Origin of the sequence: Pseudonocardia phyllosphaerae (genome assembly GCF_046546475.1) — a bacterium.
Lineage (GTDB): Bacteria > Actinomycetota > Actinomycetes > Mycobacteriales > Pseudonocardiaceae > Pseudonocardia > Pseudonocardia phyllosphaerae.
Map to the genome: position 1 here is coordinate 376,573 of NZ_JBKGXS010000001.1, position 22,350 is coordinate 398,922.

Annotated in this window: 17 protein-coding genes and 1 pseudogene; 8 read left to right on the forward strand and 10 right to left on the reverse strand. The window is 73.9% G+C overall.

All coding sequences use genetic code 11. The annotated features are described in order from the left end of the window. Positions 1-530: 530 nt before the first annotated feature. Positions 531-1,244, forward strand: coding sequence for a transglycosylase family protein (locus ACLE50_RS01835; RefSeq protein ID WP_410941567.1), 714 nt, complete (start codon positions 531-533; stop codon positions 1,242-1,244). A gap of 143 nt (positions 1,245-1,387) precedes the next feature. Here the strand turns inward: ACLE50_RS01835 and ACLE50_RS01840 are convergent. Continuing rightward, positions 1,388-2,325, reverse strand: a pseudogene (locus tag ACLE50_RS01840) (molybdenum cofactor biosynthesis protein MoaE). Next, positions 2,298-2,780, reverse strand: coding sequence for a cyclic pyranopterin monophosphate synthase MoaC (gene moaC / locus ACLE50_RS01845; RefSeq protein WP_410941568.1), 483 nt, complete (start codon positions 2,778-2,780; stop codon positions 2,298-2,300). The pseudogene ACLE50_RS01840 and the gene moaC overlap by 28 nt, the downstream one beginning before the upstream one ends. Before the next feature lie 423 nt (positions 2,781-3,203). On the opposite strand from moaC, the gene ACLE50_RS01850 reads away from it, so the two are divergent. Further along, a complete protein-coding gene (locus ACLE50_RS01850; RefSeq protein WP_410941569.1) occupies positions 3,204-3,914 on the forward strand; it encodes a LysM peptidoglycan-binding domain-containing protein in 711 nt (236 codons plus the stop codon). A gap of 75 nt (positions 3,915-3,989) precedes the next feature. Here ACLE50_RS01850 and ACLE50_RS01855 read toward each other — a convergent pair whose 3' ends face one another. Then, a complete protein-coding gene (locus ACLE50_RS01855; protein WP_410941570.1) occupies positions 3,990-4,595 on the reverse strand; it encodes a nucleotidyltransferase family protein in 606 nt (201 codons plus the stop codon). A 2-nt stretch (positions 4,596-4,597) separates the two neighbouring features. Then, positions 4,598-4,804, reverse strand: coding sequence for a hypothetical protein (locus ACLE50_RS01860; protein ID WP_410941571.1), 207 nt, complete (start codon positions 4,802-4,804; stop codon positions 4,598-4,600). A gap of 86 nt (positions 4,805-4,890) precedes the next feature. On the opposite strand from ACLE50_RS01860, the gene ACLE50_RS01865 reads away from it, so the two are divergent. Further along, positions 4,891-7,191 (forward strand): helicase-associated domain-containing protein, encoded by a 2,301-nt coding sequence (locus ACLE50_RS01865; protein WP_410941572.1) that lies wholly within the window; start codon positions 4,891-4,893, stop codon positions 7,189-7,191. 27 nt (positions 7,192-7,218) lie between these two features. On the opposite strand, the gene ACLE50_RS01870 is transcribed toward ACLE50_RS01865, so the two are convergent. From ACLE50_RS01870 to ACLE50_RS01885, 4 genes are read right to left on the reverse strand one after another with little or no spacing between them, the layout of a single operon-like run. Continuing rightward, on the reverse strand, positions 7,219-7,833 hold the full coding sequence (locus ACLE50_RS01870) for a GTP-binding protein (protein ID WP_410941573.1): 615 nt from the start codon (positions 7,831-7,833) through the stop codon (positions 7,219-7,221). Continuing rightward, the gene (locus tag ACLE50_RS01875; RefSeq protein ID WP_410941574.1) at positions 7,814-8,476 is read right to left on the reverse strand and encodes a DUF742 domain-containing protein; all 663 of its coding nucleotides are present in this window, start codon (positions 8,474-8,476) and stop codon (positions 7,814-7,816) included. Before ACLE50_RS01875 ends, ACLE50_RS01870 begins: the two co-directional genes overlap by 20 nt. Before the next feature lie 57 nt (positions 8,477-8,533). After that, entirely contained in the window at positions 8,534-8,962 is a 429-nt protein-coding gene (locus ACLE50_RS01880; protein ID WP_410941575.1) for a roadblock/LC7 domain-containing protein, read from the reverse strand. Beyond that, positions 8,959-13,518 carry a nitrate- and nitrite sensing domain-containing protein gene (locus ACLE50_RS01885; protein ID WP_410941576.1) on the reverse strand — a complete coding sequence of 1,520 codons (4,560 nt, stop codon included), beginning with the start codon at positions 13,516-13,518 and terminating at the stop codon, positions 8,959-8,961. The genes ACLE50_RS01880 and ACLE50_RS01885 overlap by 4 nt, the downstream gene beginning before the upstream one ends. Before the next feature lie 348 nt (positions 13,519-13,866). On the opposite strand from ACLE50_RS01885, the gene ACLE50_RS01890 reads away from it, so the two are divergent. The 3 genes from ACLE50_RS01890 (at position 13,867) to ACLE50_RS01900 (ending at position 16,572) form a co-directional block, all read left to right on the forward strand. Further along, the gene (locus ACLE50_RS01890) at positions 13,867-15,528 is read left to right on the forward strand and encodes a DNA repair helicase XPB (RefSeq protein WP_410942240.1); all 1,662 of its coding nucleotides are present in this window, start codon (positions 13,867-13,869) and stop codon (positions 15,526-15,528) included. 121 nt (positions 15,529-15,649) lie between these two features. Beyond that, on the forward strand, positions 15,650-15,928 hold the full coding sequence (locus ACLE50_RS01895; protein ID WP_410941577.1) for a hypothetical protein: 279 nt from the start codon (positions 15,650-15,652) through the stop codon (positions 15,926-15,928). A 212-nt stretch (positions 15,929-16,140) separates the two neighbouring features. After that, positions 16,141-16,572: a PspC domain-containing protein gene (locus ACLE50_RS01900; protein ID WP_410941578.1), complete on the forward strand. Its 432-nt coding sequence runs from the start codon at positions 16,141-16,143 to the stop codon at positions 16,570-16,572. Between the two features lie 301 nt (positions 16,573-16,873). On the opposite strand, the gene ACLE50_RS01905 is transcribed toward ACLE50_RS01900, so the two are convergent. Then, positions 16,874-17,503 (reverse strand): TIGR03086 family metal-binding protein, encoded by a 630-nt coding sequence (locus ACLE50_RS01905; RefSeq protein ID WP_410941579.1) that lies wholly within the window; start codon positions 17,501-17,503, stop codon positions 16,874-16,876. 63 nt (positions 17,504-17,566) lie between these two features. Here ACLE50_RS01905 and ACLE50_RS01910 point away from each other — a divergent pair, with 63 nt between their 5' ends. After that, complete coding sequence (locus tag ACLE50_RS01910; RefSeq protein ID WP_410941580.1) at positions 17,567-18,571, forward strand: helix-turn-helix transcriptional regulator; 1,005 nt, start codon at positions 17,567-17,569, stop codon at positions 18,569-18,571. 215 nt (positions 18,572-18,786) lie between these two features. Here the strand turns inward: ACLE50_RS01910 and groL are convergent, their stop codons facing one another. Beyond that, positions 18,787-20,415, reverse strand: a complete 1,629-nt coding sequence (gene groL / locus ACLE50_RS01915) for a chaperonin GroEL (protein WP_410941581.1) — start codon at positions 20,413-20,415, stop codon at positions 18,787-18,789. Positions 20,416-20,655: 240 nt separating this feature from the next. Here groL and moeA point away from each other — a divergent pair, with 240 nt between their 5' ends. Further along, entirely contained in the window at positions 20,656-21,894 is a 1,239-nt protein-coding gene (gene moeA / locus ACLE50_RS01920) for a molybdopterin molybdotransferase MoeA (RefSeq protein WP_410941582.1), read from the forward strand. Positions 21,895-22,350 lie beyond the last annotated feature (456 nt).

Below are 22,350 nucleotides of genomic sequence, written 5' to 3' on the forward strand. Positions count from 1 at the left end.
CATCGGCGGACGGCTGCGTACGGTGACCGACCAGGTGCGGAGCGGTGCAGGAACGGCGCCGGGTAGACCGCCGGAGTACCCGCGGGCCACTGTCGCCACGCGTAGATGCTTCCATTTCGGAGCAGTTCACAGCCGCGTGATACGGCCGTGATGTGACGTCGTTGACCAGCACGTTTAGGTTCCCATTGATAATAACAGCTGTGTCATCGTGAGCCCGCTCACGAACCGTCTCGTTGACGGAACCGACGCACCCATTCACTGTTTCGCTCCGGCCGGTCCGCCTGGATCGGCTGAACGAGCCATCATCCGGAACCGCCGCGCCGAACCCCCCGTCCCGCGGCAAGTCCGGTCCGTCGAGCAACACAGAGAACGGGACGGGGACGAGAGACCAACCTCCGCGGGCGTCGATCCGACGCCGCTCCCCGGTCCCGATCGGCTTGCGAGCCGAACCACGGTGGGCACCTTCGTGCCCAGGATCCCGGCGCGGAACGAAGCGGTCGACTCGGCGGCGCGGTGGGGAGCACAGAGCAATGTCTCAGGGAACCAAGGGCCGTAACCTGCTGCGTATCGCCGTGGCCGGTGCTGTCACCGTCGGCGCGTCGGCCGCGATCGTCGGCCCCGCCAGCGCCGCGTCCGACGACACGTGGGACCGCGTCGCGCAGTGCGAGAGCGGCGGCAACTGGTCCACCAGCACCGGTAACGGCTTCTCCGGTGGTCTGCAGTTCACCCCCTCCACCTGGAAGGCCTACGGCGGCCAGGGCTCGCCGCAGGGCGCCTCCCGCTCCGAGCAGATCCAGGTCGCCGAGAAGGTCCTGGCCGGCCAGGGCTGGGGCGCGTGGCCGGTCTGCTCCAAGAAGGCCGGTGCCTCCGGCTCCGCGGAGCCGAACAAGCGCGTGAAGGCCTCCGAGAAGTCCTCCTACGAGGCCCCGAAGCAGTCCTCCAAGTCGGAGTCGAAGTCCGAGTCGAAGTCGGAGTCGAAGTCCGAGACCAAGTCGGAGACCTCGAAGTCGGCGAAGTCGGAGAAGGCCACCTCGTCGCACAAGGCGACCAAGTCGGCCCCGAAGCACGCCAAGAAGTCCCAGAAGCGTGCCGCGGCCACCGCGGGTGCCTACACCGTCAAGTCCGGTGACACCCTGTCGGGCATCGCCGCGTCGAACGGCACCTCGGTGTCGGAGCTCGCGTCGGACAACGGCATCTCGAACCCCGACGTCATCGCCGTGGGTCAGAAGCTGAACCTGTCCTGATCCCCGCCTCCGCGGACCGCCATCCGCGGAGCGGCGACCCGGGGCGTGCGGTGTCCCCAGCACCCGCCCCGGCGGCTCACGGCCCGGGTTCCCTGCAGGGAGCCCGGGCCGTCGCCGTGTCCGGGGTTGGTCACGGCGAGGGATCAGGTCGAGTTGACCCACTCGTCGGACCCGTCGGCGAAGCGCTGGTGCTTCCACACCGGCAGCGCACGCTTGACCTCGTCGACGAGCTCGGCGCAGGCGGCGAACGCCTCGCGCCGGTGATCCGCGGCGACCGCGCAGGCCAGCGCGACGTCGCCGATGTCCAGGGTTCCGACGCGGTGGCTGACCGCCAGCGCACGCACGCCCTCGGACTGCGACGCGATCTTCTGCGCCACCTCCTCGACGATCCGGCCGGCGGTCGGGTGAGCGCTGTACTCCAGGCCCCGCACCGACTTCCCACCGTCGTGGTCGCGGACGACGCCGGCGAACGTCACGACCGCACCCGCGGCCGGATGGTCCACCAGCTGCGCATGCTCCTCGACGCTCAGCGGCTCCTCGCCGACAGCGGCCCGCAGCACCTCGGCACCCTCGGCCATCAGTGGTCCCCTCCTCGCAGCTGGTCGACGGCGTGGTCCAGGACGGCGTCGAGCACGCCCAGCCCGTCGCGCACCCCGCCCTTCGATCCCGGCAGGTTGACGATCAGGGTCCGGCCGGCGACCCCGGCCAGACCGCGGGACAGCACCGCGGTCGGCACCTTCTCCTCCCCGGCGCGGCGCACGGCGTCGGCCAGTCCGGGGATCTCGTGGTCCAGAACGGACCGGGTCACCTCGGGTGTCGCGTCAGTGGGGGAGATGCCGGTGCCGCCGGTGGTGACCACGACGTCCACGCGGTCCGCGACGGCGGTGCGCAGCGCCTGTCCGACCGGCTCGCCGTCCGGGACGACGGTGGGGTCGGGGGTCTCGTAGCCCTTGTCGCGCAGCCAGGTCGCGATCAGCGGGCCGCCCTCGTCGGCGTAGACACCGGCGGCGGCCCGGTTCGAGGCCGTCACGACGAGCGCCCGGCGGGCGGTGGTCACGACCGGTCCTCCGGGCGGGTCCAGCTGCCGGTCTTGCCGCCGTCCTTGCGCTCGACCTGCACGGCGTCGAGCACGGCGGCCGGGTCCACAGCCTTGATCATGTCGTGCAGGGTCAGCCCGGCGACGGCGACGGCGGTCAGCGCCTCCATCTCCACGCCGGTGCGGTCGGTGGTGCGTACCTCGGCCCGGATGTCGACGCGGTCCTCACCCGGCACCAGGTCCAGGGTGACGCCGCTGATCGCGATCGGGTGGCAGAGCGGCACCAGGTCCGGGGTCCGCTTCGCGCCCATGATCCCTGCGATGCGCGCGGTGGCCAGGGCGTCGCCCTTGGGCAGGCCGTCGGACTGGATGAGGCCGACGACCTCGGCGGTCGTGTGCAGGGTCCCGGTGGCCACCGCCGTCCGCTTCCCGGCCTGCTTCTCCGAGACGTCCACCATGCGGGCGGCACCGGCCTCGTCGACGTGGCTGAGCTCGGTCATGGGGACGACCCTATACACCGGCTCCCGGGGGCGCCGCGTGGCTTCCGACCTGCCGAAACAACCCCTGGATCGGAAGCAATCGAGTGATCTACATCACGTTTAATCAACCTCGCGCAGCATTCTCGCGAACGTATCCGGATCGTGATCGGGCATTCTGAGCAGCCAAAACGCGTTTATCCGATCTTGATGGGCCGGAGGGTGGCCCGATCGGGGGCGTGTCGCACCGACTTTCGTGGTGCGTCCGGGGCACGTACGGTCCCTCCCGGCTCGGCCGACTCCCCCTTCGTGGCCGTGCTCCGGATCCGCAGCGCTCCCCTGTCCGGTGGATCCGGTCCCCGAGGACATGCACGTGGGACAGGGCCGACTGGAATCGACCGTCCACTCCCCGGACGGTGTCGGACGGCGCCACGCGGGAGATCACCCATGGCTCGTTACCGCGGCAAGCACCGCAAGCCGAGTACCACCGGGCGCAACATCGCCCGTACCGCCGTCGCCGGCGCCGTCGCCGGCGCCCCGTTCCTCGCGATCGTCCCGGCCGCCAACGCGGCCTCGGACTCCACCTGGGACAAGCTCGCCCAGTGCGAGAGCACCGGCAACTGGTCCGCGAACACCGGCAACGGCTTCTCCGGCGGCCTGCAGTTCACCAAGCAGACCTGGAAGGGCTTCGGCGGCGGTCAGTACGCGTCCGAGGCGCACCAGGCCAGCCGGTCGCAGCAGATCGCCGTCGCCGAGAAGGTCCTCGCCGAGCAGGGCTGGGGCGCCTGGCCCGTCTGCTCGAAGAAGACCGGCGCGTCCGGCTCCTCGGAGCCGCGCGACGCCTCGTCGAGCGACGACAGCAGCAAGTCCGACAGCGGCAAGTCCTCGGACGACAGCAGCAAGTCGGACAGCAGCAAGTCCTCGGACGACAGCGACAAGTCCGACAGCAGCAGCTCCTCGAAGCGGACCAAGCTGAGCGCCCCGGCGTCGGCTCCGGCCGCCCCGAAGGCCGGCAACTACACGGTCAAGTCCGGCGACACGCTCGGGCAGATCGCGGCCGCGCACGGCATCTCCCACTGGAAGAGCCTGCTCGCCAAGAACCCGCACCTCGGTGCCGGTCAGATGATCTTCCCGGGGCAGAAGCTGAACGTCGGCTGACCGCCGCCCCGCCACTCCACGCCGAGCGCACGTCCGCCCACACGGACGTGCGCTCGACGTGTGTCCGGGGCCTTGTCAGGCGCGGGACAGGCGCCGGAGCTGCTCGGGGGTGTCGACGTCGTCGGGGACCGCGACGTCGCCCACCTCGACCAGCTCCAGGGCCGGATGGTCCGCGAGATAGCCGCGGGCGCCTGCGTCGCCGGTGGCCCGGGCGACGACCCCGGACCAGTGCTCCCGGCCCAGCAGGACGGGGTGGCCGGGCACGCCGCCGTAGGCGGCACGGCGCAGCGACGAGGGCCCCGCCCCCTCGGCGACCCGGCGGATCGCCTCGGGCGTGACGCCGGGCAGGTCGACCAGGTGCACCAGGGCCGCGCCGACGCCGGGCAGGTGCGCCAGGGCGTCGAGCCCACAGCGCAGCGAGGCGCCCATGCCGTCGGCCCAGTCCTCGGCGACGACGGTGGTGACGTCGGAGTCCGGGTCGGCACCGAGCCCCGCACGCAGCAGGACGTCGGTGACGGCCTCCGCGCGGGCGCCCAGCACCACCGTCACGGGCGAGCAGCCGCCGTCGCGCAGGGCGTGGACGGCGCGCACGGCCAGCGGGCGGCCGTGCAGCTGCACGAGGCCCTTCGGGGTGCCCATCCGGCGACCCGCGCCGCCGGCGAGCAGCAGCCCGGCGGCCACGCTCAGCGGTTGATCTCGGTGACCGGGTGCTCGTAGGGCACGCTCGGCAGCGGGAACGTCACCTCACCGAACGGCGACATGTTGCCCTGCACGGGCCCCAGGAGCTCGGTCAGCGGGTGCTCGCCGTCCTCGTGGCCGGGCCACGTCGGGTCGATGCGGTCGGTCCTGGCGGCGTTGTTCCTGCCGTCGGTACCCGGCTTGGCGGCCATCGTCGTTCCTCCAGCGGTGTGGCTCCGGTGCTCGACGACCAGTATCCCCGATCCGGGCCGCGTGTGGGGCGACTACCCTGGTAGCGGTGCAGACGTCCCTGGTCGACCGGCTGCGCGCGCAGGACGACGAGTTCCTCGCCGCGCTCCTGCGCCTGCGTCCGGACCTCGCCGTCCCCCCGCCGGGTGATCTCACCGTGCTCGCGACCCGGGCGGGGATCCGCGCGTCGGTGCAGCGGGCCTGCGAGGACCTCGACACCGTCGCGCTGACCCTGATCGAGGCACTGGTGATCGCCGGGGCATGGCGGGAGCCGGTCTCCTTCGCCGAGCTCGCCGCCCTGCTCGGCCCCGACGTCGACGACGCCACCGCCCGCGCCGGGCTGCGCCCGTTGCTGGACCGGGCGCTGGCCTGGGGCGACGAGGACGCACTGTCGGTGGTGCCTGCCGCGTCCGAGGTCGTCGGGCCGTTCCCGGGCGGGCTGGGCCGGGAGGCCGGTGGCGCGGCCGCGTCGGCCGAGCTGCCTGCGATGCTGGCCGAGCTCGGCGAGGAGGAGCGCAAGGTCCTCGACGTGCTCGCCGAGGGGCCGCCGGTGGGCCGCTCCCGCGCCGCGGGCGACGGCTCCGGCCCGGTCGGCACGCTGCTGGCCCGCGGGCTGCTGGTACGCCGGGACTCCGAGACCGTGGAGCTGCCGCGGCAGGTCGGGCTGGCGCTGCGCGGGGACCGTCCGATGGGCCGGCTCGACGTCGCCCGCCCCGAGATCCCGGTCCGCGAACGCGATCCCGAGGTCGTCGACGGCACCGGAGCCGGTGCGGCACTGGAGTTCCTGCGCCGCGCCGCGCTCGTCCTGGAGTGGTTCTCCGACCAGGCTCCTGGTGTGCTGCGCTCCGGTGGTCTGGGCGTGCGGGAGCTGCGCCGGGTCGCGAAGGAGGCCGACACCGACGAGCCGGGCGCCGCACTGCTCGTCGAGCTGCTGTACGCCGCGGACCTGATCGGCGAGTCCGACGCGTCGACACCGGAGTGGCTGCCCACCACCCAGGCCGACGTGTGGTCCGCGTTGCCCGAGGAGCTGCGCTGGGCGACGCTCGCGCGGGCCTGGCTGGAGCTGCCGCGGCTGCCCGGCCTGGTCGGCCGCCGTGACGACGCCGACAAGCCGATCACCGCGCTGTCCGACGGGCCGCGCCGTCCCCCCGCCGCCCGCGACCGGCGCCGGGTGCTGGAGGCGCTGGCGGACCTGCCCGCGGGCACCTCGGTGTCCTCCTCGGAGGACCTCGCCCGGGTGCTGGCCTGGCGGGCCCCGCGCCGCGGCGGGCGGCTGCGCGACGAGAACGTGTCCTGGACCGTCGCGGAGGCGACGGTGCTCGGCGTCGTCGCCCTGGACGCGCTCACCACGGCCGGGCGGGTGCTGCTCGACCCGGCCCAGCGTGAGGCCACCCGGCCCACCGAGCTCGCCTCCGCGTTGTACGCGGCGCTGCCCGCCCCGGTGGAGGAGGTGCTGCTGCAGGCGGACCTGACCGCCGTCGCACCCGGGCGTCTCGCACCGGACCTGGCGCAGGAGCTGGCGGTGCTCGCCGACGTCGAGTCCGCGGGCGGCGCGACCGTCTACCGGTTCACCGAGCACAGCATCCGCCGGGCGCTGGACACCGGACGCACCGCCGGTGACGTGCGCGAGGTCCTGCGCACGCGGTCGCGCACCCCGGTGCCGCAGACGCTGGAGTACCTGGTCGACGACGTCGCCCGACGGCACGGCAGGCTGCGCGGCGGCACCGCGTCGAGCTTCCTGCGCTCCGACGACGAGGTGCTGCTCTCCGAGGTCCTGGCCCACCCGTCGGCGGCCGAGCTGGAACTGCGCCGGATCGCCCCGTCGATCCTGGTCTCCGCGCTGCCGCTGGCCGAGGTGCTCGCCGGGCTGCGGGCCGCCGGGTTCAGCCCGGCCGCGGAGGACGAGGGCGGCGCCGTCGTCGACCTGCGCGGGCGGGGACGGCGGGCCGAGCCGCGCCGCCGGCACGGGCGGGCGGGGACGAGCCCGGCCGCAGGACAGGACGGCGGGCCACCGGCCCGGCGCGCCGAGGACGTCGTCGAGCGGCTGCGGGCCGGGGACGCGCTGGCCGGGGTGCGGCGCAGCGTTGCCGGTCGCACGTCGTCACTGAACGGGGCGGGGTCGACGGCCACGCTCGCGTCGCTGCAGGACGCCGCCCGCGAGCAGCGCACCGTGTGGATCGGCTACGTCGACGCGCACGGGGTCGCCGGGGACCGGGTACTGGCTCCGATCTCGATCGGTGGCGGCGTCGTCGAGGGCCGGGACGCCCTCGACGGCGAGCTGCGCCGCATCCAGCTGCACCGGATCACCTCGATCGCCCCCGTCGACGAGGACGCCACCGGAACCCGCTGAACAGCGGGAACGCGGTGCCGGTGGGGACTAGCGGGCGCCGGCGGTCATCCGCTGGTGCATCGCGTGCTGCACCAGCGCGATCAGCGTCTCCTTGGTGGACTGCCGCTGCCGCGCGTCACAGATGATCATCGGGACGGACGGGTCGATCGACATCGCCTCGCGGACGTCCTCGACGCCGTGCTGGACGTGCCCGTCGAAGGCGTTCACGCCCACGACGTAGGGCAGGCCCCGGTCCTCGAAGAAGTCGATCGCCGCGAACGAGTCCGCGAGCCGGCGGGTGTCGACCAGGACGACGGCGCCGATCGCGCCGCGCACCAGGTCGTCCCACATGAACCAGAACCGCTGCTGACCGGGCGTACCGAACAGGTACAGCACCAGGTCCGAGTCCAGCGACACGCGGCCGAAGTCCATCGCGACCGTGGTGGAGCGTTTGTTCGGGGTGGCCGACAGGTCGTCGTGCGACGAGCTCGCCTCGGTCATCACCGCCTCGGTGGTCAGCGGCATGATCTCCGAGACCGAACCGACGAACGTCGTCTTGCCGACGCCGAACCCACCCGCGACGACGATCTTGGCCGACATCGTCGCTCGGGCGGCGCCCGGCGCGGGCTGGGACTGCTGTGGCCTAGAGCCGACGGAGTCCACTCAACACCCTTTCCATCAGCGCGAGGTCCGGCACGTCGCCGGGGGTGCTCGCGGTCTGGTGAACGGTCACCGTGCCACCGGCCGCCATGTCACCGAGCAGGACCCGGGCCACCCCCAGCGGGAGCGAGAGGAGCGCAGCGACCTCGGCCACCGAACGGGTCTGCTCCAGGAGCAGGTCGGCGACGGCGCGGTGCTCCATGGGGAGCCGGTCCAGCTGGCCTGCGGCACGGCCGCCGACCGAGACCAGGGTCTCGACGGCGAGCTCGTAGCCGGATTTGGTGCGGCCACGGGTCCATGCGTAGGGACGCACGGACGACGCGCCGCTCGGCGCCGCGGCCGGGGAGGGCTGCGGCATCTGCGGGGCACGGGACGTCTGGTCGGAGCCCGCGGAGTCGAGCTCGTCGGGGGTGGGCGGCAGTCCGTACGCCGCCGACCCGGCCGCCGGGCCGTTCCACTCCGCGGGTGCCTGCGCCGGAGCCTGTTGCTCCGGCGCCTGCTGGGGCGCGTTCTCCTCGTCGGACGCGCCCCGGTTGCGGCCCCACCGCCGCTTCTTCGGCTTGCGCGCCGAGTCCAGGCTGAACCCGTTCATGACGTCGGCGAACGTCGGCTCGGGTCCGTGCCCGTCGTCCGGGTCCTGGTTCATCGGATCTCACCTACCCTGGCCGATCCTGCGGTGGCGGGGGACATGTCGGTTCCGGCCTCAGGACCCGAAGGAGCCCTGCAGCTCCGCGCGGAGCTCCGGGGTGAGCAGCTGGCCGACCCGGTCGACCAGCAGCGTCATCTCGTAGCCGACGAGGCCGATGTCGCAGCTCGGCGAGGCGAGCACGGCCAGGCAGGAACCGTCGCTGATGGACATCAGGAGCACGATGCCACGATCCATCTCCACGACGGTCTGCACCACGCCGCCTGCGTCGAAGCAGCGTGCCGCGCCCTGGGTCAGGCTGACCAGCCCGGATGCGACGGCGGCGAGCTGGTCGGCGCGGTCCCGGGGGAGCCGGTCCGACGACGTCAGCAGCAGCCCGTCGGCCGACACCACGATCGCGTGCGCGACGCCGGGGACGCGCTCGGCGAAGTTGGTGACCAGCCAGCCGAAACGGCTCTGGCTGGGCTGTGCCTGCGGTGCCCTCACTGGTTCTCCTCAGGGTCGGACTGGTTGGTGCGGTCACCGGACGGCTCGGGGGCGCCGTCGGTGCTGGTGGTGCTGGTGGTGCTGCGTGCGCCCTGCCGGCCCGCCGCGTTCTCGCGGCCCTGCCGGACGCCCTGCTGGTAGCTCGCCAGCCGGCCACGGACGCTCTCGGCGCTGCGCGCCTCGGCGGCCGGTGGCGGGCTGAGCACGGTGGATCCTGCCGCACTGCCCGGAAGCAGCCGCGCCCGCGGGCGCCGCTTGGGCAGACCGGCCCGGGTCGTCTCATCCGGACGGGTGGACTCCTCCTCGTTCCCGGCCACCTCGCGGGCCTGCTGCCAGGCCTCGTCGGCGGGGGAGGAGAAGTCCGCGGCGGGTGCCGCGCCGCTCTGCTCGGTCTCGGCGGCCTGCTGGCCCGCGGCCGGGTCCTCGCCGTCCTGCCAGCGCACCGGGACCGACCGGTTCGAGCGGAACCAGGCCGACGCGATGTCGTCGAAGATCGGCGTGGTCTGCTCGGTCGCGTCCGGGGCGGCCGGACCGCCCTGTCCCGACGACTGCCCGCGGACGGACTCCAGGGCGCCGGGCCGCCGGAGCTGGCCGGGGTTCTGCTGGTCGGCGGGCACGTTCGGGGCGAACAGCTCGTCCTGACCCTGACCCTGCTGGGCGCCGGGCCTGCCCTGCGGGCCGCCGGGGCCCGCGGGACCACGTCCGACCGGCGCCGCCGGGCCGCGCTGCGGCTGACGGCGGGGCAGCGGCGAACCACCGGTCTGCGGCCCGGGGCTCTGCGGTCCGGGGCGCTGCTCGGGGCGGCCGTCCGGGCGCGGGCCCGGCTGCTGCCGGCCCGGGGCGCCGTTCGGGTACCCCTGCGGGGTCGGTCGGCCCTGCTGAGGTGCGCCGTTCGGAGCACTGCCGGGCCCCCGTGCGGGGCCGCGGGCCGGCGGCATCACCGGACGCTGCGACGGGCCGGGCCGGGTACCGGTGGTGCCGTGGCCTTCCGCCGGGCCCCCCATCGGCTCGCGGCCCGTGGCGGGGCGCTCCTCGGTGGAACGCTTCCGCGCGGCGGCGGCCCCGAGTGCGGCGGCCCCGGCGACGCCCGCGGCGCCGGCCGCGGCGGCGCCGGTGCGGCCGTGGCCGTCCCGGTCGGTGCCGTCGTCGGTGCCGTCGGCGTCGTCCGTGCCGGACGCCTCGTCGGTGCTGCGGGCCCCGTGCTGCTCGGGCCCGTCACCGGTGGCCGCATCCATGACGACGGTGTCGTCCAGCTCCCGCCCGGGCGCGGTGCGCGCCCGACCGGCGTACTCCTGACCGGAGGGGCCGGTATCGGCGTCATCGGTGCCGGTCTCGGCGTCGTCGGCGTCGGCGTCGGTGGTGCCGGTGGGGGAGCCGTCGGCGCGGCCGGCCGAGTCCGATTCCGTGGCCGAGTCCTCGTCCGTACGGACGCCGGTGGCGCCCCGGAGCTCGTCGGAGTCGGCGCCGTCGTCGGCGGGCTCGGAGCCGTCGGCGGACTCGCTGCCGGTGTCGGTGCCGGAGTGGGTGTCGGAGTCGGTGTCGGTGTCGGCGCCGGTGTCGGCGCCGGTGGCGAACGCACTCCCGACCCCGACGGCACCCGCCGCGGTGCCGGTCGCCGCCATCGCCGCGGCACCGTGCCCGTCGGTCTCCTGGTCCTCGCCGTGCGCGGTGCGGCTCCCGGACTCGTCGGCTCCCTCGGCTCCGTCGAGCTCCGGTGCCGACGTGTCGCCCTCGGCCCGGTCCACGGTCGTGACCGCGTCCCGGGTCTCCTCGGGGTCTTCGTCGTCACCGGCGGAGTCGGCGGAGCTGTCGGAGTCCTGGACGTGCGCGGTGCCGGGGGTGCCGGGCTCCACGGTCTCGACGTCGTGGGCGTCGGCGTGCTCCGCCCCGTCGAACGCGGTCGCGTCGTCGTACGAGTCCTCGTGGGGGTCGTCGTGGGAGTCGGCGCGGCCGTTCTCGTGGGTGTCCGGCTCGTCGGCGTCGGGGCCGGAGGGCCTGCGGAACGCGGACGCACCGGCGAGCCCGGCGGCACCCAGTGCTGCGGCCCCACCCGCGACGGCGCCGCGGGAGACTCCGCCGCCGGAGCCGCTGTGGTCGTCGGAGCCCGGACCGGCCGGACCGGCAGGGCCCTGCTCCTCGGCGGGGGTGAAGACGTCACCGGCGCTGCGGCCGTCCTGCGACGGCCCGGTCGTGAACGCCTGCGGGCCGCCCGGAGCGGAGCCGTTGAGCGACGCTCCCTTGCCGTTCAGCGCATCGTCGTGCGCCGCGGCACCGTTCAGCCCGGCCTCGTTCCCGCTGTTGCGCAGGGACGATCCGGGACGACGGGTGGGCAGCGCAGCGGTCGAGCCGTTGCGGCCGCGTCCACCGGCGGCGCCGGTCTCGAAGGTGGGGGTCTGCGGTCCGTCGGAGCCCGCGACCATCGAGGGCAGCGCGCTGCGCCCGGTGCTCTCGGTCGCGGGGCGGGCCCCGGTCGCGGAGGCCGCACCGGCGGCCCCGGCGACGGCGGCGCCACCTGCGGCGACCGCGCCCGCACCGGCACCCGTGACCGCCTGCTGCGCGACCGGGTCACCCCCGCGGACCTGGGCGGCCTGACCGTCGCGGCGCTGCTCGGCGCCGGCGGCGGACGGGACCAGCTGCGAGGGGATCGTCACCGACGCGCTCAGGCCACCGGAACCGCCACCGACGGCGGCCGAGGCCAGCCGGACGTCGACGCGGTGCCGCGCGGCCAGCCGGCCGACCACGAACAGACCCATCCGCCGCGAGGCCGACACGTCGACCTCGGCGGGCCCGGACAGGCGCTGGTTGGCGTCGTTCAGCTCGCCGTCGCTCATCCCGACACCGCGGTCGGAGATCTCGACCAGCAGCGACTCGTCGGCGGTGCGGGTCGTCGACATGACGACCTGCGAGTCCGGCGGCGAGAAGTTCGTCGCGTTGTCCAGCAGCTCGGCGAGCAGGTGGACGAGGTCGTTCGCGGCGCGGCCGGCGATCGTGGCCTCGGGCGGGGTCTGGACGACGATCCGCTGGTACTGCTCGACCTCGGACACCGCCGCCCGCAGGACGTCGACGACCTGGACCGGCGCCACGTTCCGCTTCGCGAGGTCGGTACCGGCGAGCACCAGCAGGTTCTCGCTGTTCCGCCGCATACGGGTCGCGAGGTGGTCCAGCTGGAACAGGTTGGACAGCTGGTCCGGGTCCTGCTCGTTGCTCTCCAGCTGCTCGATCAGCTGCAGCTGGCGCTCGACCAGTGCCTGCGACCGGCGGGAGAGGTTGACGAACATGCTGTTGACGTTGGTCTGCAGGGCCGACTGGTCGGCCGCCAGGCGGATGGCCTGGCCGTGCACGGCGTCGAAGGCCCGCGCCACCTCGCCGATCTCGTCACGGCCCTCCAGCGGCACCGGCTCGACGACGGCGTTCGGGGCGCGGCCTTCACGCATCCCCTGGACCGCGGCCGGGAGCCGGCGCTCGGCGACGTCGAGCGCGGAGCTGCGCAGCAGCCGCAGCGAGCGAACCATCTGCCGCCCGAGCAGCAGGATGATCGCGCCGGTGAGCAGCAGGGTCAGCATCAGCAGGACCGAGCTCAGACCGGCCTGGTTACCGGCCTTCTCGGCGGCGTCTGCACGGCCGCCGACGAACGCCTGCTCGGCCTGGCCCGCGCTGTCCTCCACCGACTTCACCGAGGCGTCCACGGCGGAGTTCCACGCGTTCCGGTCGACTGCGGGAGGCGCGTCCGGCGGGGTCGCGAGGACCTGGTCGCGCAGCGCGTTGCGCTGGCTTGCGGCCCGGCCGGTCGCGAAGTCGCCGAAGCGGTCGTCCTGCTCCGGGCTCAGCGAGGCCTGGTAGTCGCCCGCGGCGGCCTGGAAGGACTGCTCGGCACCGTTGATCTGGGCACGCTCGGCCTCGTCGAGCCTGCCTCCGGCGATCGACTGGTTGACCACGGCGCGCTCGAGCTGCAGCGCCTCGACGGCGGTGTCACCGGCGGCGACCGCGGAGGTCAGGCCGGCCGTCTCGGTGGTCTGCAGGCGTCCGAGCAGGGCGCGGTCCAGCGCCAGTGCCCGCTGCACGACCGAGGTGTAGCGGCTGGTCACGTCGGTGGCTGCGGTCGGGCCGCCCGCCACCTGCGACCGGATGACCGGGAGCTGCCCCAGCGCCGTCTCGGCCTGCACCCGCGCGGTCGAGAGCTCCGGCGAGGCCTGCTGCTCGGCGTCGATGACCTCCGAGGTCTTCCGGACGGCGCCGTCGGTGGCCTTCTGCGCCTGCTCGACCGCCGCGCGGTCCCCGGACCGGTTGCCTGCCACGAAGCTGCCGGCCGCGTTCCGTTCGGCCTGCAGCGCCCCGGTCAGCCCGGTGACCTGGTCGTGCACCTTGACCAGGCCGGATCCGCGGCCGAGGTCCTCGGCGACGTTCGCCTGGTCGACGACCCGGATGGCGCCGATCGTCAGCGCCAGGACCGTCGGGACCAGGCCGACGACCGCCAGCTTGGCGACCAGGCTCCAGTTCCGCGGGTCCAGTCGCTCCGACCAGGTGCTTCGGCGGTCCGCACTCGTCACGGTGGTCACGTCGAGGTCTCCCTGTCGATCTCCGGTCCGCACGCGGTCAGGGCTGGGGGGAGCATCAGAGGGTCCGGTGCGCCTTTCGGGTCGTGACGGGTCCCGCGCGGATCGGCCCGGCGACACGGGACGCCGGTGGCGTGTCCCGCATGAGCGGCCGGATATGATCCGTTCGAGGTCTCGTCTGTGCGTGACGGACGGCTCAGGAGTCTAGCCCCCGGAACGGACCCGTCCCGAGTGGCGTAGCACCCGGTCGTGCCCCGATCACATGAGGTGACATACCCCGACCGTTCGCCGCTTCGCGTCGCCCGGCGGACCCTAGTCGAACCCGATGCCGGAAGCGAAGGGATGCGTTCTGTGACCAACGGCCCGCTGATCGTGCAATCGGACAAGACGCTGCTGCTCGAGGTGGACCATCCCGACGCCGAGCAGGCACGGGCCGGGATCGCGCCCTTCGCCGAGCTCGAACGTGCGCCCGAACACGTCCACACCTATCGGGTGACCCCGCTGGCGCTCTGGAACGCCCGCGCCGCGGGGCACGACGCCGAGCAGGTCGTCGACGCGCTCGTGAAGTGGTCCCGCTACCCGGTCCCGCAGCCGCTGCTGGTCGACGTCGTCGACACCATGGGCCGCTACGGGCGGCTGCAGCTGTCCAACCACCCCGCGCACGGGCTGGTGCTCACCGCGCTGGACCGCGCCGTCCTGGAGGAGATCCTCCGGCAGAAGAAGATCACACCGATGCTGGGCACCCGGATCGACGACGACACGGTGATCGTCCACCCGTCCGAGCGGGGCCGGCTCAAGCAGGCGCTGCTCAAGGTCGGCTGGCCCGCGGAGGACCTGGCCGGTTACGTCGACGGCGAGGCGCACCCGATCTCGCTGCGCGAGGACGGCTGGACGCTGCGGGACTACCAGCAGCAGGCCGTCGACGGCTTCTGGGACGGTGGCTCGGGCGTCGTCGTACTGCCGTGTGGTGCGGGCAAGACCCTGGTCGGCGCGGCCGCGATGGCCAAGGCCGGTGCGACGACGCTGATCCTGGTCACCAACACCGTCTCGGCACACCAGTGGAAGCGGGAGCTGATCGCGCGGACGTCGCTGACCGAGGAGGAGATCGGCGAGTACTCCGGTGAGCGCAAGGAGATCCGGCCGGTCACGATCGCGACGTACCAGGTCGTCACCCGCAAGACCAAGGGCGAGTACCGGCACCTGGAGCTGTTCGACTCGCGCGACTGGGGCCTGGTCGTCTACGACGAGGTGCACCTGCTGCCCGCGCCGGTGTTCCGGATGACCGCGGACCTGCAGTCGCGGCGCAGGCTCGGCCTGACCGCCACGCTGGTCCGGGAGGACGGGCGCGAGGGCGACGTGTTCTCCCTGATCGGCCCGAAGCGCTACGACGCCCCGTGGCGCGACATCGAGGCGCAGGGCTGGATCGCACCGGCCGAGTGCGTCGAGGTGCGGGTCACGCTGACCGAGGCGGAGCGGATGTCCTACGCGACCGCGGACTCCGAGGAGCGCTACCGCACAGCGGCGACCGCGCACACCAAGCTCAACGTCGTGCAGGCGATCCGCGAGCGGCACAAGGGCGAGCAGACGCTGATCATCGGCGCCTACCTGGAGCAGCTCGACGCGCTCGGGGAGAAGCTGGACGCACCGGTCATCCAGGGCTCGACCCGCAACAAGGAGCGGGAGAAACTGTTCGACGCGTTCCGCAACGGCGAGATCGACACCCTGGTCGTGTCCAAGGTCGCGAACTTCTCCATCGACCTGCCCGAGGCGACGGTCGCGGTGCAGGTCAGCGGCACGTTCGGATCCCGGCAGGAGGAGGCGCAGCGGCTCGGGCGGCTGCTGCGGCCCAAGGGCGACGGCCGGCAGGCGCACTTCTACTCGGTGGTCTCCCGCGACACCGTCGACACCGACTACGCCGCCCACCGGCAACGCTTCCTCGCCGAGCAGGGCTACGCTTACAAGATCGTCGACGCCGACGACCTGCTCGGGCCCGCGCTGCCCGACTCCGGCTGAGGCACCGGCCGGCCGGGCCGGAAGGCCCGGGTCGACCGGCTCGCCCCCGAGCGGGTGAGGGAACCGCGTCCGCGATCGAGGTGCGGGCACACTGTCCTCGTCCGAGCAGGAGGTGGCCCCGGTGTCGACCGTGTGGTGGGTCGTTCTCGGGCTGGTGGCGTGGTGCGTCGTCGCGGTCGGCGTCGCGCTGGTGATCGGCCGGGTGGTACGGCTGCGCGACCGGCAGGGGCCGGGCCCGGACCCCGCGGACTCCACCGGCTGTGCCGGCCCCGGCGACTCCGGCGGGTCCACCCGCCCCGGAGGGTCTGCCGACGGCCCCCCGCCGCCGTGGCCAAGGGTGGCTCCGGACGACCAGGGCCCCGCCGCACCGGACCGGCGGCGGCCGGACGACCGGATCTGACCCTGACACGTCGCCCAAATCTGACACGTCGCCCAAATCTGACACGTTGCCCGGATCTGGGGCCTCGTCCGGATCTGGGACCTCGCCGGGACCCGGGTGCCGGATCGGGGTGGCCGACCCCGGGATCGGGTGCCGGAGGTCCGGGGGTGTCCGGGGCCGATCTCCGGGGCGATCCGGAGCCGGTGCGCCGTCGGTGGCGACAGCCTGGGTACATGGACACCGCAGCGCAGAACACCTCGGACCACGACGCCGCCCAGGACTCGACCCAGGACCCGACCGCCCTCGACGCCACCGCCCACGACGCCACCGCCCACGGCTCGGCTGCCCATGACGCCGCGGCCCACGACTCGACCGCCCAGGACCCCGCGGGCCGGAGTACGCAGCAGGACGCCGGTGCGGCCGCAGCCGGGACCGCGGCGGGGGCCGCACCGGCGGGCCCGTCGTTCTCCGAGCGGCTGACGGCGTACCGGATGTACCGCAGCGCCGGTGACTCGATGCTCGGCGGCGTCTGCGGTGGGCTCGGCCGTGACCTGGGCGTCGACCCGGCGCTGCTGCGCCTGGCCGTGCTCGCCCTGACCGTGCTCACCGGCGGCGCGTTCGCGCTCCTGTATCTGGCGGTCTGGATCGTCGCGCCGGTCCGCTGACCGCGTTCCGCGGAACGCGGTGTCGCCGGGGCCTCTGCGGGACGGCCCGATGCGCCGCAACGGCTTCCCGCGTTCCGCGGAACGTGCCACTACGCCGGACGGAGCAGGCGACGACGTTCCGCGGAACGCGGCCCGGCGCAACCCGGCGCAACCCGGCGCAACCCGGCGCAACCCGGCGCAACCCGGCGCAACCCGGCGCGGCCAAGCCGGTCCACGAGGGCCGTTGCGGCCCCGGAACCGGGTCGCCGCACCGCGTGCGTTCCGCGGAACGCGGTCGGGCCGGTGCCGGGGTGGGCTGCGCTCAGCCGGCGGCGGGGCGCTCCCGCCCGGACCAGTTCGCCAGCCGCTCGGTCGGCCCGGCGCCAGGGGCCGGCTCGACCACCGGGCCGAACGGGATCGGCCCGCCGCGTCGCTCGGCGGGCAGGTATGCCCGGGCGGCCTCGAGTGCGGCCGCCGCCAGGTCGGGCTCGGCCTCGGGACCCTGCCCGGTGGCGACCGCGAGGTCCCAACCGTGGACCAGGGTCTCGTTCAGGAAGGCCCACAGCGCCGCCCGGCCGGGCACCTCGCCGAACGGCAGCTGCGCGACACGGTCGAGCAGGGCGTCGCCTGTGGGACCGGTGAACGCGTCGCGCAGGGCCGCGGCCTCGGCGACGTAGGCGGGCGCCGGGTCGTCGAGGACGTCGGCGCTCACTAGCTCGTGGGCCATCGGGTCGGTGCCCGCGGCGATCGAGGCCGGACGCCGGACGGTCGTGACGAGGTGGGCCAGCAGGGTGCGGACGTCGAACTCGTCGCACGGGGTCGGGTCGGCCAGGTGCTCGTCCGGCACCGCGGCGGCGAGCCCGGAGACCCAGGCCAGGGCCCGGAAGTAGAGCGGTCGCGGGTCGGTGGTGAGCAGGGCGGGCGGGGTCGGGACGTTCGTCGAAGCAGTCATGGACGGAAGCGTGACCGCTAAACCTGACACCCTCTGTCGTGATTTCCTGGCAGTCTCGGCGACGTGCGCGCGGACCGGCTCCTCTCCCTCGTCCTGCTGCTGCGCCATCGCGGCCGGACGACCGCCGCCGCCCTCGCCGCAGAGCTGGAGGTCTCCGCGCGCACCGTGCTCCGTGACGTCGATGCGCTCTCGGCCGCGGGTGTCCCCGTCTACGCCGAACGCGGCCGGCACGGCGGCATCGCGCTGCTGCCCGGGTTCTCGACCGACCTGACCGGGCTGACCACCGGGGAGGCCGTCGCGCTGCTGACCTCGGGGACCGCGGCCACGTCGGGTGCACTGGGCCTCGGCACCGAGTTCTCGTCGGCGATGCGGAAAGTCGTGGCGGCGATGCCGGAGGCCGCGCGGAGCACCGCGACCGGCGCCGCGGACCGGGTGCTGGTCCGGCGCGGCGGCCTGCTGCGCGACCCTTCGGACGACGACGGCCACGCCGTCCTCGCGGCCGTCCAGCAGGCCGTGTTCGGCGGCCGGCGGCTGCGGATGCGCTATCGCCCCGGCGGGCCGTCGGGCAGCGTCGTCGAGGCGGCGGAGCGGGTGGTCGACCCGATCGGGCTCGTCCAGGCGTCCGGGCGCTGGTACCTGCTCGCCCTGCGCGACGGCGCCGACCGCACCTACCGTGTCTCGCGGATCGAGGCCGCCGCGTCGCTGCCCGAGGCCGCCCGGCGTCCGGACGGCGTCGACCTGGAGGAGCTGTGGCTGCGCCGCAGGGAGGACTTCCGTGCCCGCAGCCCGGGAGTCCGTCTGTACCTGGAGCTGCCCGCAGGGCTGCGGGACCGGCTGGGCGCGCTGATCGTCGAGGACGTCCGCGAGCGTGACGGGCGGCTGCAGGTCACCGCCCTGTTCGGCGACGCGCACCACGCCGAACGAGCGCTCTGGCCGCTGCTGCCCGACGTGCACGTGGTCGGCACCGGCAGCACCGACGACCTCGCCGAGCGGGTCCGCGCCGCACTGCTCACCCGCGCCCGCGCGGCCGCCGCCGCGCTGCAGCCGGACCGCGGGACCGAGCGCTGACCGCGTTCCGCGGAACGCTCCGCTGGTCCGGACGGAGCTGGGTGTACCGCCGGACGGTGTAGCGAATCGCGTTCCGCGGAACGCGACGGCGTGCCCCGGCCACGGCCCGCACAGCCCCGGCCCACACACCCCTGGAAACGCCGCGAGGGCGGCACCGCCGAAGCGGTACCGCCCTCGCGGGACGTGCCGGGTGCGGAGACCCCGAGCCGGTCGGCTCAGAAGTCCATGCCGCCCATGCCGCCGGTCGGGTCGGCGGGGGCGCCGCCACCCTTCTCCGGCTTGTCGGCGATGACCGCCTCGGTGGTGAGGAACAGGGCCGCGATCGAGGCCGCGTTCTGCAGCGCCGAACGGGTCACCTTGGCCGGGTCGATGACGCCGGCCTTGATCAGGTCCGTGTACTCGCCGGTGGCGGCGTCGAGGCCCTCACCGGTCGGCAGGTTGCGGACCTTCTCCGCCACGACGCCGCCCTCGAGGCCTGCGTTCACGGCGATCTGCTTGAGCGGAGCCTCCAGCGCGACCTTGACGATGTTCGCGCCGGTGGCCTCGTCACCCTCGAGCCCGAGGCCCTCGAGCAGGTCGGCACCGGCCTGGATCAGGGCGACGCCACCGCCGGCGACGATGCCCTCCTCGACGGCCGCCTTCGCGTTGCGAACGGCGTCCTCGATGCGGTGCTTGCGCTCCTTGAGCTCGACCTCGGTGGCCGCGCCGGCCTTGATGACGGCGACGCCGCCGGCCAGCTTGGCGAGGCGCTCCTGGAGCTTCTCGCGGTCGTAGTCGGAGTCGGTGCGCTCGATCTCGGCGCGGATCTGGTTGACCCGGCCCTGGATCTGCTCGTTGTCACCGGCACCGTCGACGATGGTGGTCTCGTCCTTGGTGACGACGACCTTGCGGGCGGTGCCCAGCAGCGACAGGTCGGCGTTGTCGAGCTTGAGGCCGACCTTCTCCGAGATGACCTCGCCACCGGTCAGGATGGCCATGTCGGCGAGCATCGCCTCGCGGCGGTCACCGAAGCCCGGGGCCTTGACGGCGACGGACTTGAAGGTGCCACGGATCTTGTTGACCACCAGGGTCGCCAGGGCCTCGCCCTCGACGTCCTCGGCGATGATCGCCAGCGGCTTGCCCGACTGCATGATCTTCTCGAGCAGCGGCAGCAGGTCCTTGACCGTGGAGATCTTGGACGAGACCAGCAGGATGTACGGGTCCTCGAGCTCGACCTCCATCCGCTCCGCGTCGGTGACGAAGTACGGCGAGATGTAGCCCTTGTCGAAGCGCATGCCCTCGGTGAGCTCGAGCTCGAGCCCGAAGGTCTGCGACTCCTCGACCGTGATGACGCCTTCCTTGCCGACCTTGTCCATCGCCTCGGCGATGAGCTCGCCGATCTGCTTGTCGCCGGCGGAGATCGACGCGGTGGCGGCGATCTGCTCCTTGGTCTCGATCTCCTTGGCGCTCTTGAGGAGCTTCTGGGAGACGGCCTCGGTGGCCTTGTCGATGCCGCGCTTGAGCGACATCGGGTTCGCGCCGGCGGCCACGTTGCGCAGGCCCTCGCGGGCGAGCGCCTGCGCCAGCACGGTGGCGGTGGTCGTACCGTCACCGGCGATGTCGTCGGTCTTCTTGGCGACCTCCTTCACCAGCTCGGCGCCGATCTTCTCCCAGGAGTCCTCGAGCTCGATCTCCTTGGCGATCGACACGCCGTCGTTGGTGATGGTCGGCGCGCCCCACTTCTTCTCCAGGACGACGTTGCGGCCCTTGGGGCCCAGCGTCACCTTGACGGCGTCGGCGAGGATGTTCATGCCCCGCTCGAGGCCCCGGCGGGCCTCCTCGTCGAACGCGATCTGCTTCGCCATGGGGGTGTTGCCCTCCGATAGACAGAGTCGAGTGATCGGGATCCGGTGCCCGCGACGGACGCCCGGCAACCCTGCGCCGGACTCACCGCCCCGATCTGGCACTCCACGGACACGAGTGCCAGTGGATGCTGCGTCCGTTTCTAGCACTCGCCGTGGGGGAGTGCAAGGCGAACCGGCGAGGTTCGGCCGGGCGTCCGGGGGCCGTGCGCCGGCAGGTGGAGCGAGGGGCAGGATGGCCCCATGAGCACCTGGTCGGAGTCGGGTCCGCGCAGCGTCGACGAGCACCGTGCGGCGGTGGCCGCGCTCCTGCCCGCGACGGGCGTCGAGCGCGTCGGGCTGGAGGAGGCGGGCGGCCGGGTGCTGGCCGAGGACCTCGTCTCGGCGATCTCGTTGCCGCCCTTCGACAACTCCGCGATGGACGGCTACGCGGTGCGTGCTGCGGAGATCGACGGCGCCTCGGAGGAGAAGCCCGCGGAGCTGCCGGTCGAGGGCGTCATCCCGGCCGGGCCGACCGAGCTGACCCCGCTCGCCCCCGGCACCGCGACCCGGATCATGACCGGCGCACCCGTCCCCGGGGGCGCCGACGCCGTCGTCCCGGTGGAGTGGACCGACGGCGGCATCGAGCGTGTCGCGATCACTCGCCCGGCCGAGCCGGGTGCGCACATCCGGTGGGTCGGCGGCGACGTCGTGGCCGGATCGGTGCTGCTGCCCGCGGGCACCGTGCTGCGCGCCCCGCAGGTCGCGCTCGCCGCGGCGTGCGGGCACCCGGACCTGCCGGTGCACCGGCGCCCGCACGTGCTGGTGCTCTCCACCGGTTCCGAGCTCGTCGCGCCCGGCGACCCGCTGGCGCCTGGCCAGATCTACGAGTCCAACGGCACCATGCTCGCCGCCGCCGTCCGCGAGGCCGGTGCGACCGCGGAGAAGCTCGCGTTCGTCCCCGACGACGTCGAGCAGTTCCGCGCCGTGCTCGCGGACAAGGTGTCCGACGGCGTCGACCTGGTGATCACCAGCGGCGGGGTGTCCGCGGGGGCGTTCGAGGTCGTCAAGGACGCGATGACCGGGCACGGCGTCGAGTTCGGCAAGGTCGCGATGCAGCCGGGCGGCCCGCAGGGCTGCGGGCGTCTCGAGCTGGGCGACCGGTCGGTCGCGGTGGTGACGCTGCCGGGCAACCCGGTCAGCTCGATGGTGTCGTTCGAGGTGTTCGTGCGGCCCGCGCTGCGCGCCGCGGCGGGCTACCCGGACATCGACCTGCCGCGGGTGAGCGCCCGGCTCGACGGCGGGTTCACCTCCATCCCGGGCAAGCGGCAGTTCCGCCGTGGCGTCCTCGACGCCACCGCGGGCACCGTCTCGGAGATCGGGACGCCGGCGTCGCACCTGATCGGGGCGCTCGCGCAGGCCGACTGCCTGATCGACATCCCTGCCGACGACGTCGAGGTGGCCGACGGCAGCGCCGTCACCGTGTGGTTGCTCGACGCCTGATCCGGGCCGCCTCGTCACCCGCCGGGGCGTGCAGCGACACGCCCTTGCGCCACGAGTGTGACGGTATTCATAGTCCGTCGGGGCAACGATCTCACGCGCGGCGACGTCGTACAGGGTGTGCGTTCGGCCGAAAGAGGTAGATCGCTGCCGGGCAGCACTGTGATCTGGACTGCCGGTCGCCGGGGAGGAATACTCTTGCTCGTGACGGGGTAGTCCCCTCACAGCACAGGACCCACCGCCCGTCGCTGGGGAGCGGACGAGCGGTTCCAAGGCCGGGGTCGTCGTCTCGGGGGACGACGGCCCCGGCCCTTTTAATGCCACCGGTCGCATCGGCGAACGGACGGCTGGGACGGCGCATCCGCCGGGGCTGGCCATCCACGTCGATCACGCGATCGCATCCGGCGATCATGGTGCCAGGACCCGCGGAACGTGCCCGCACCGGCATCCGGCCGGCAC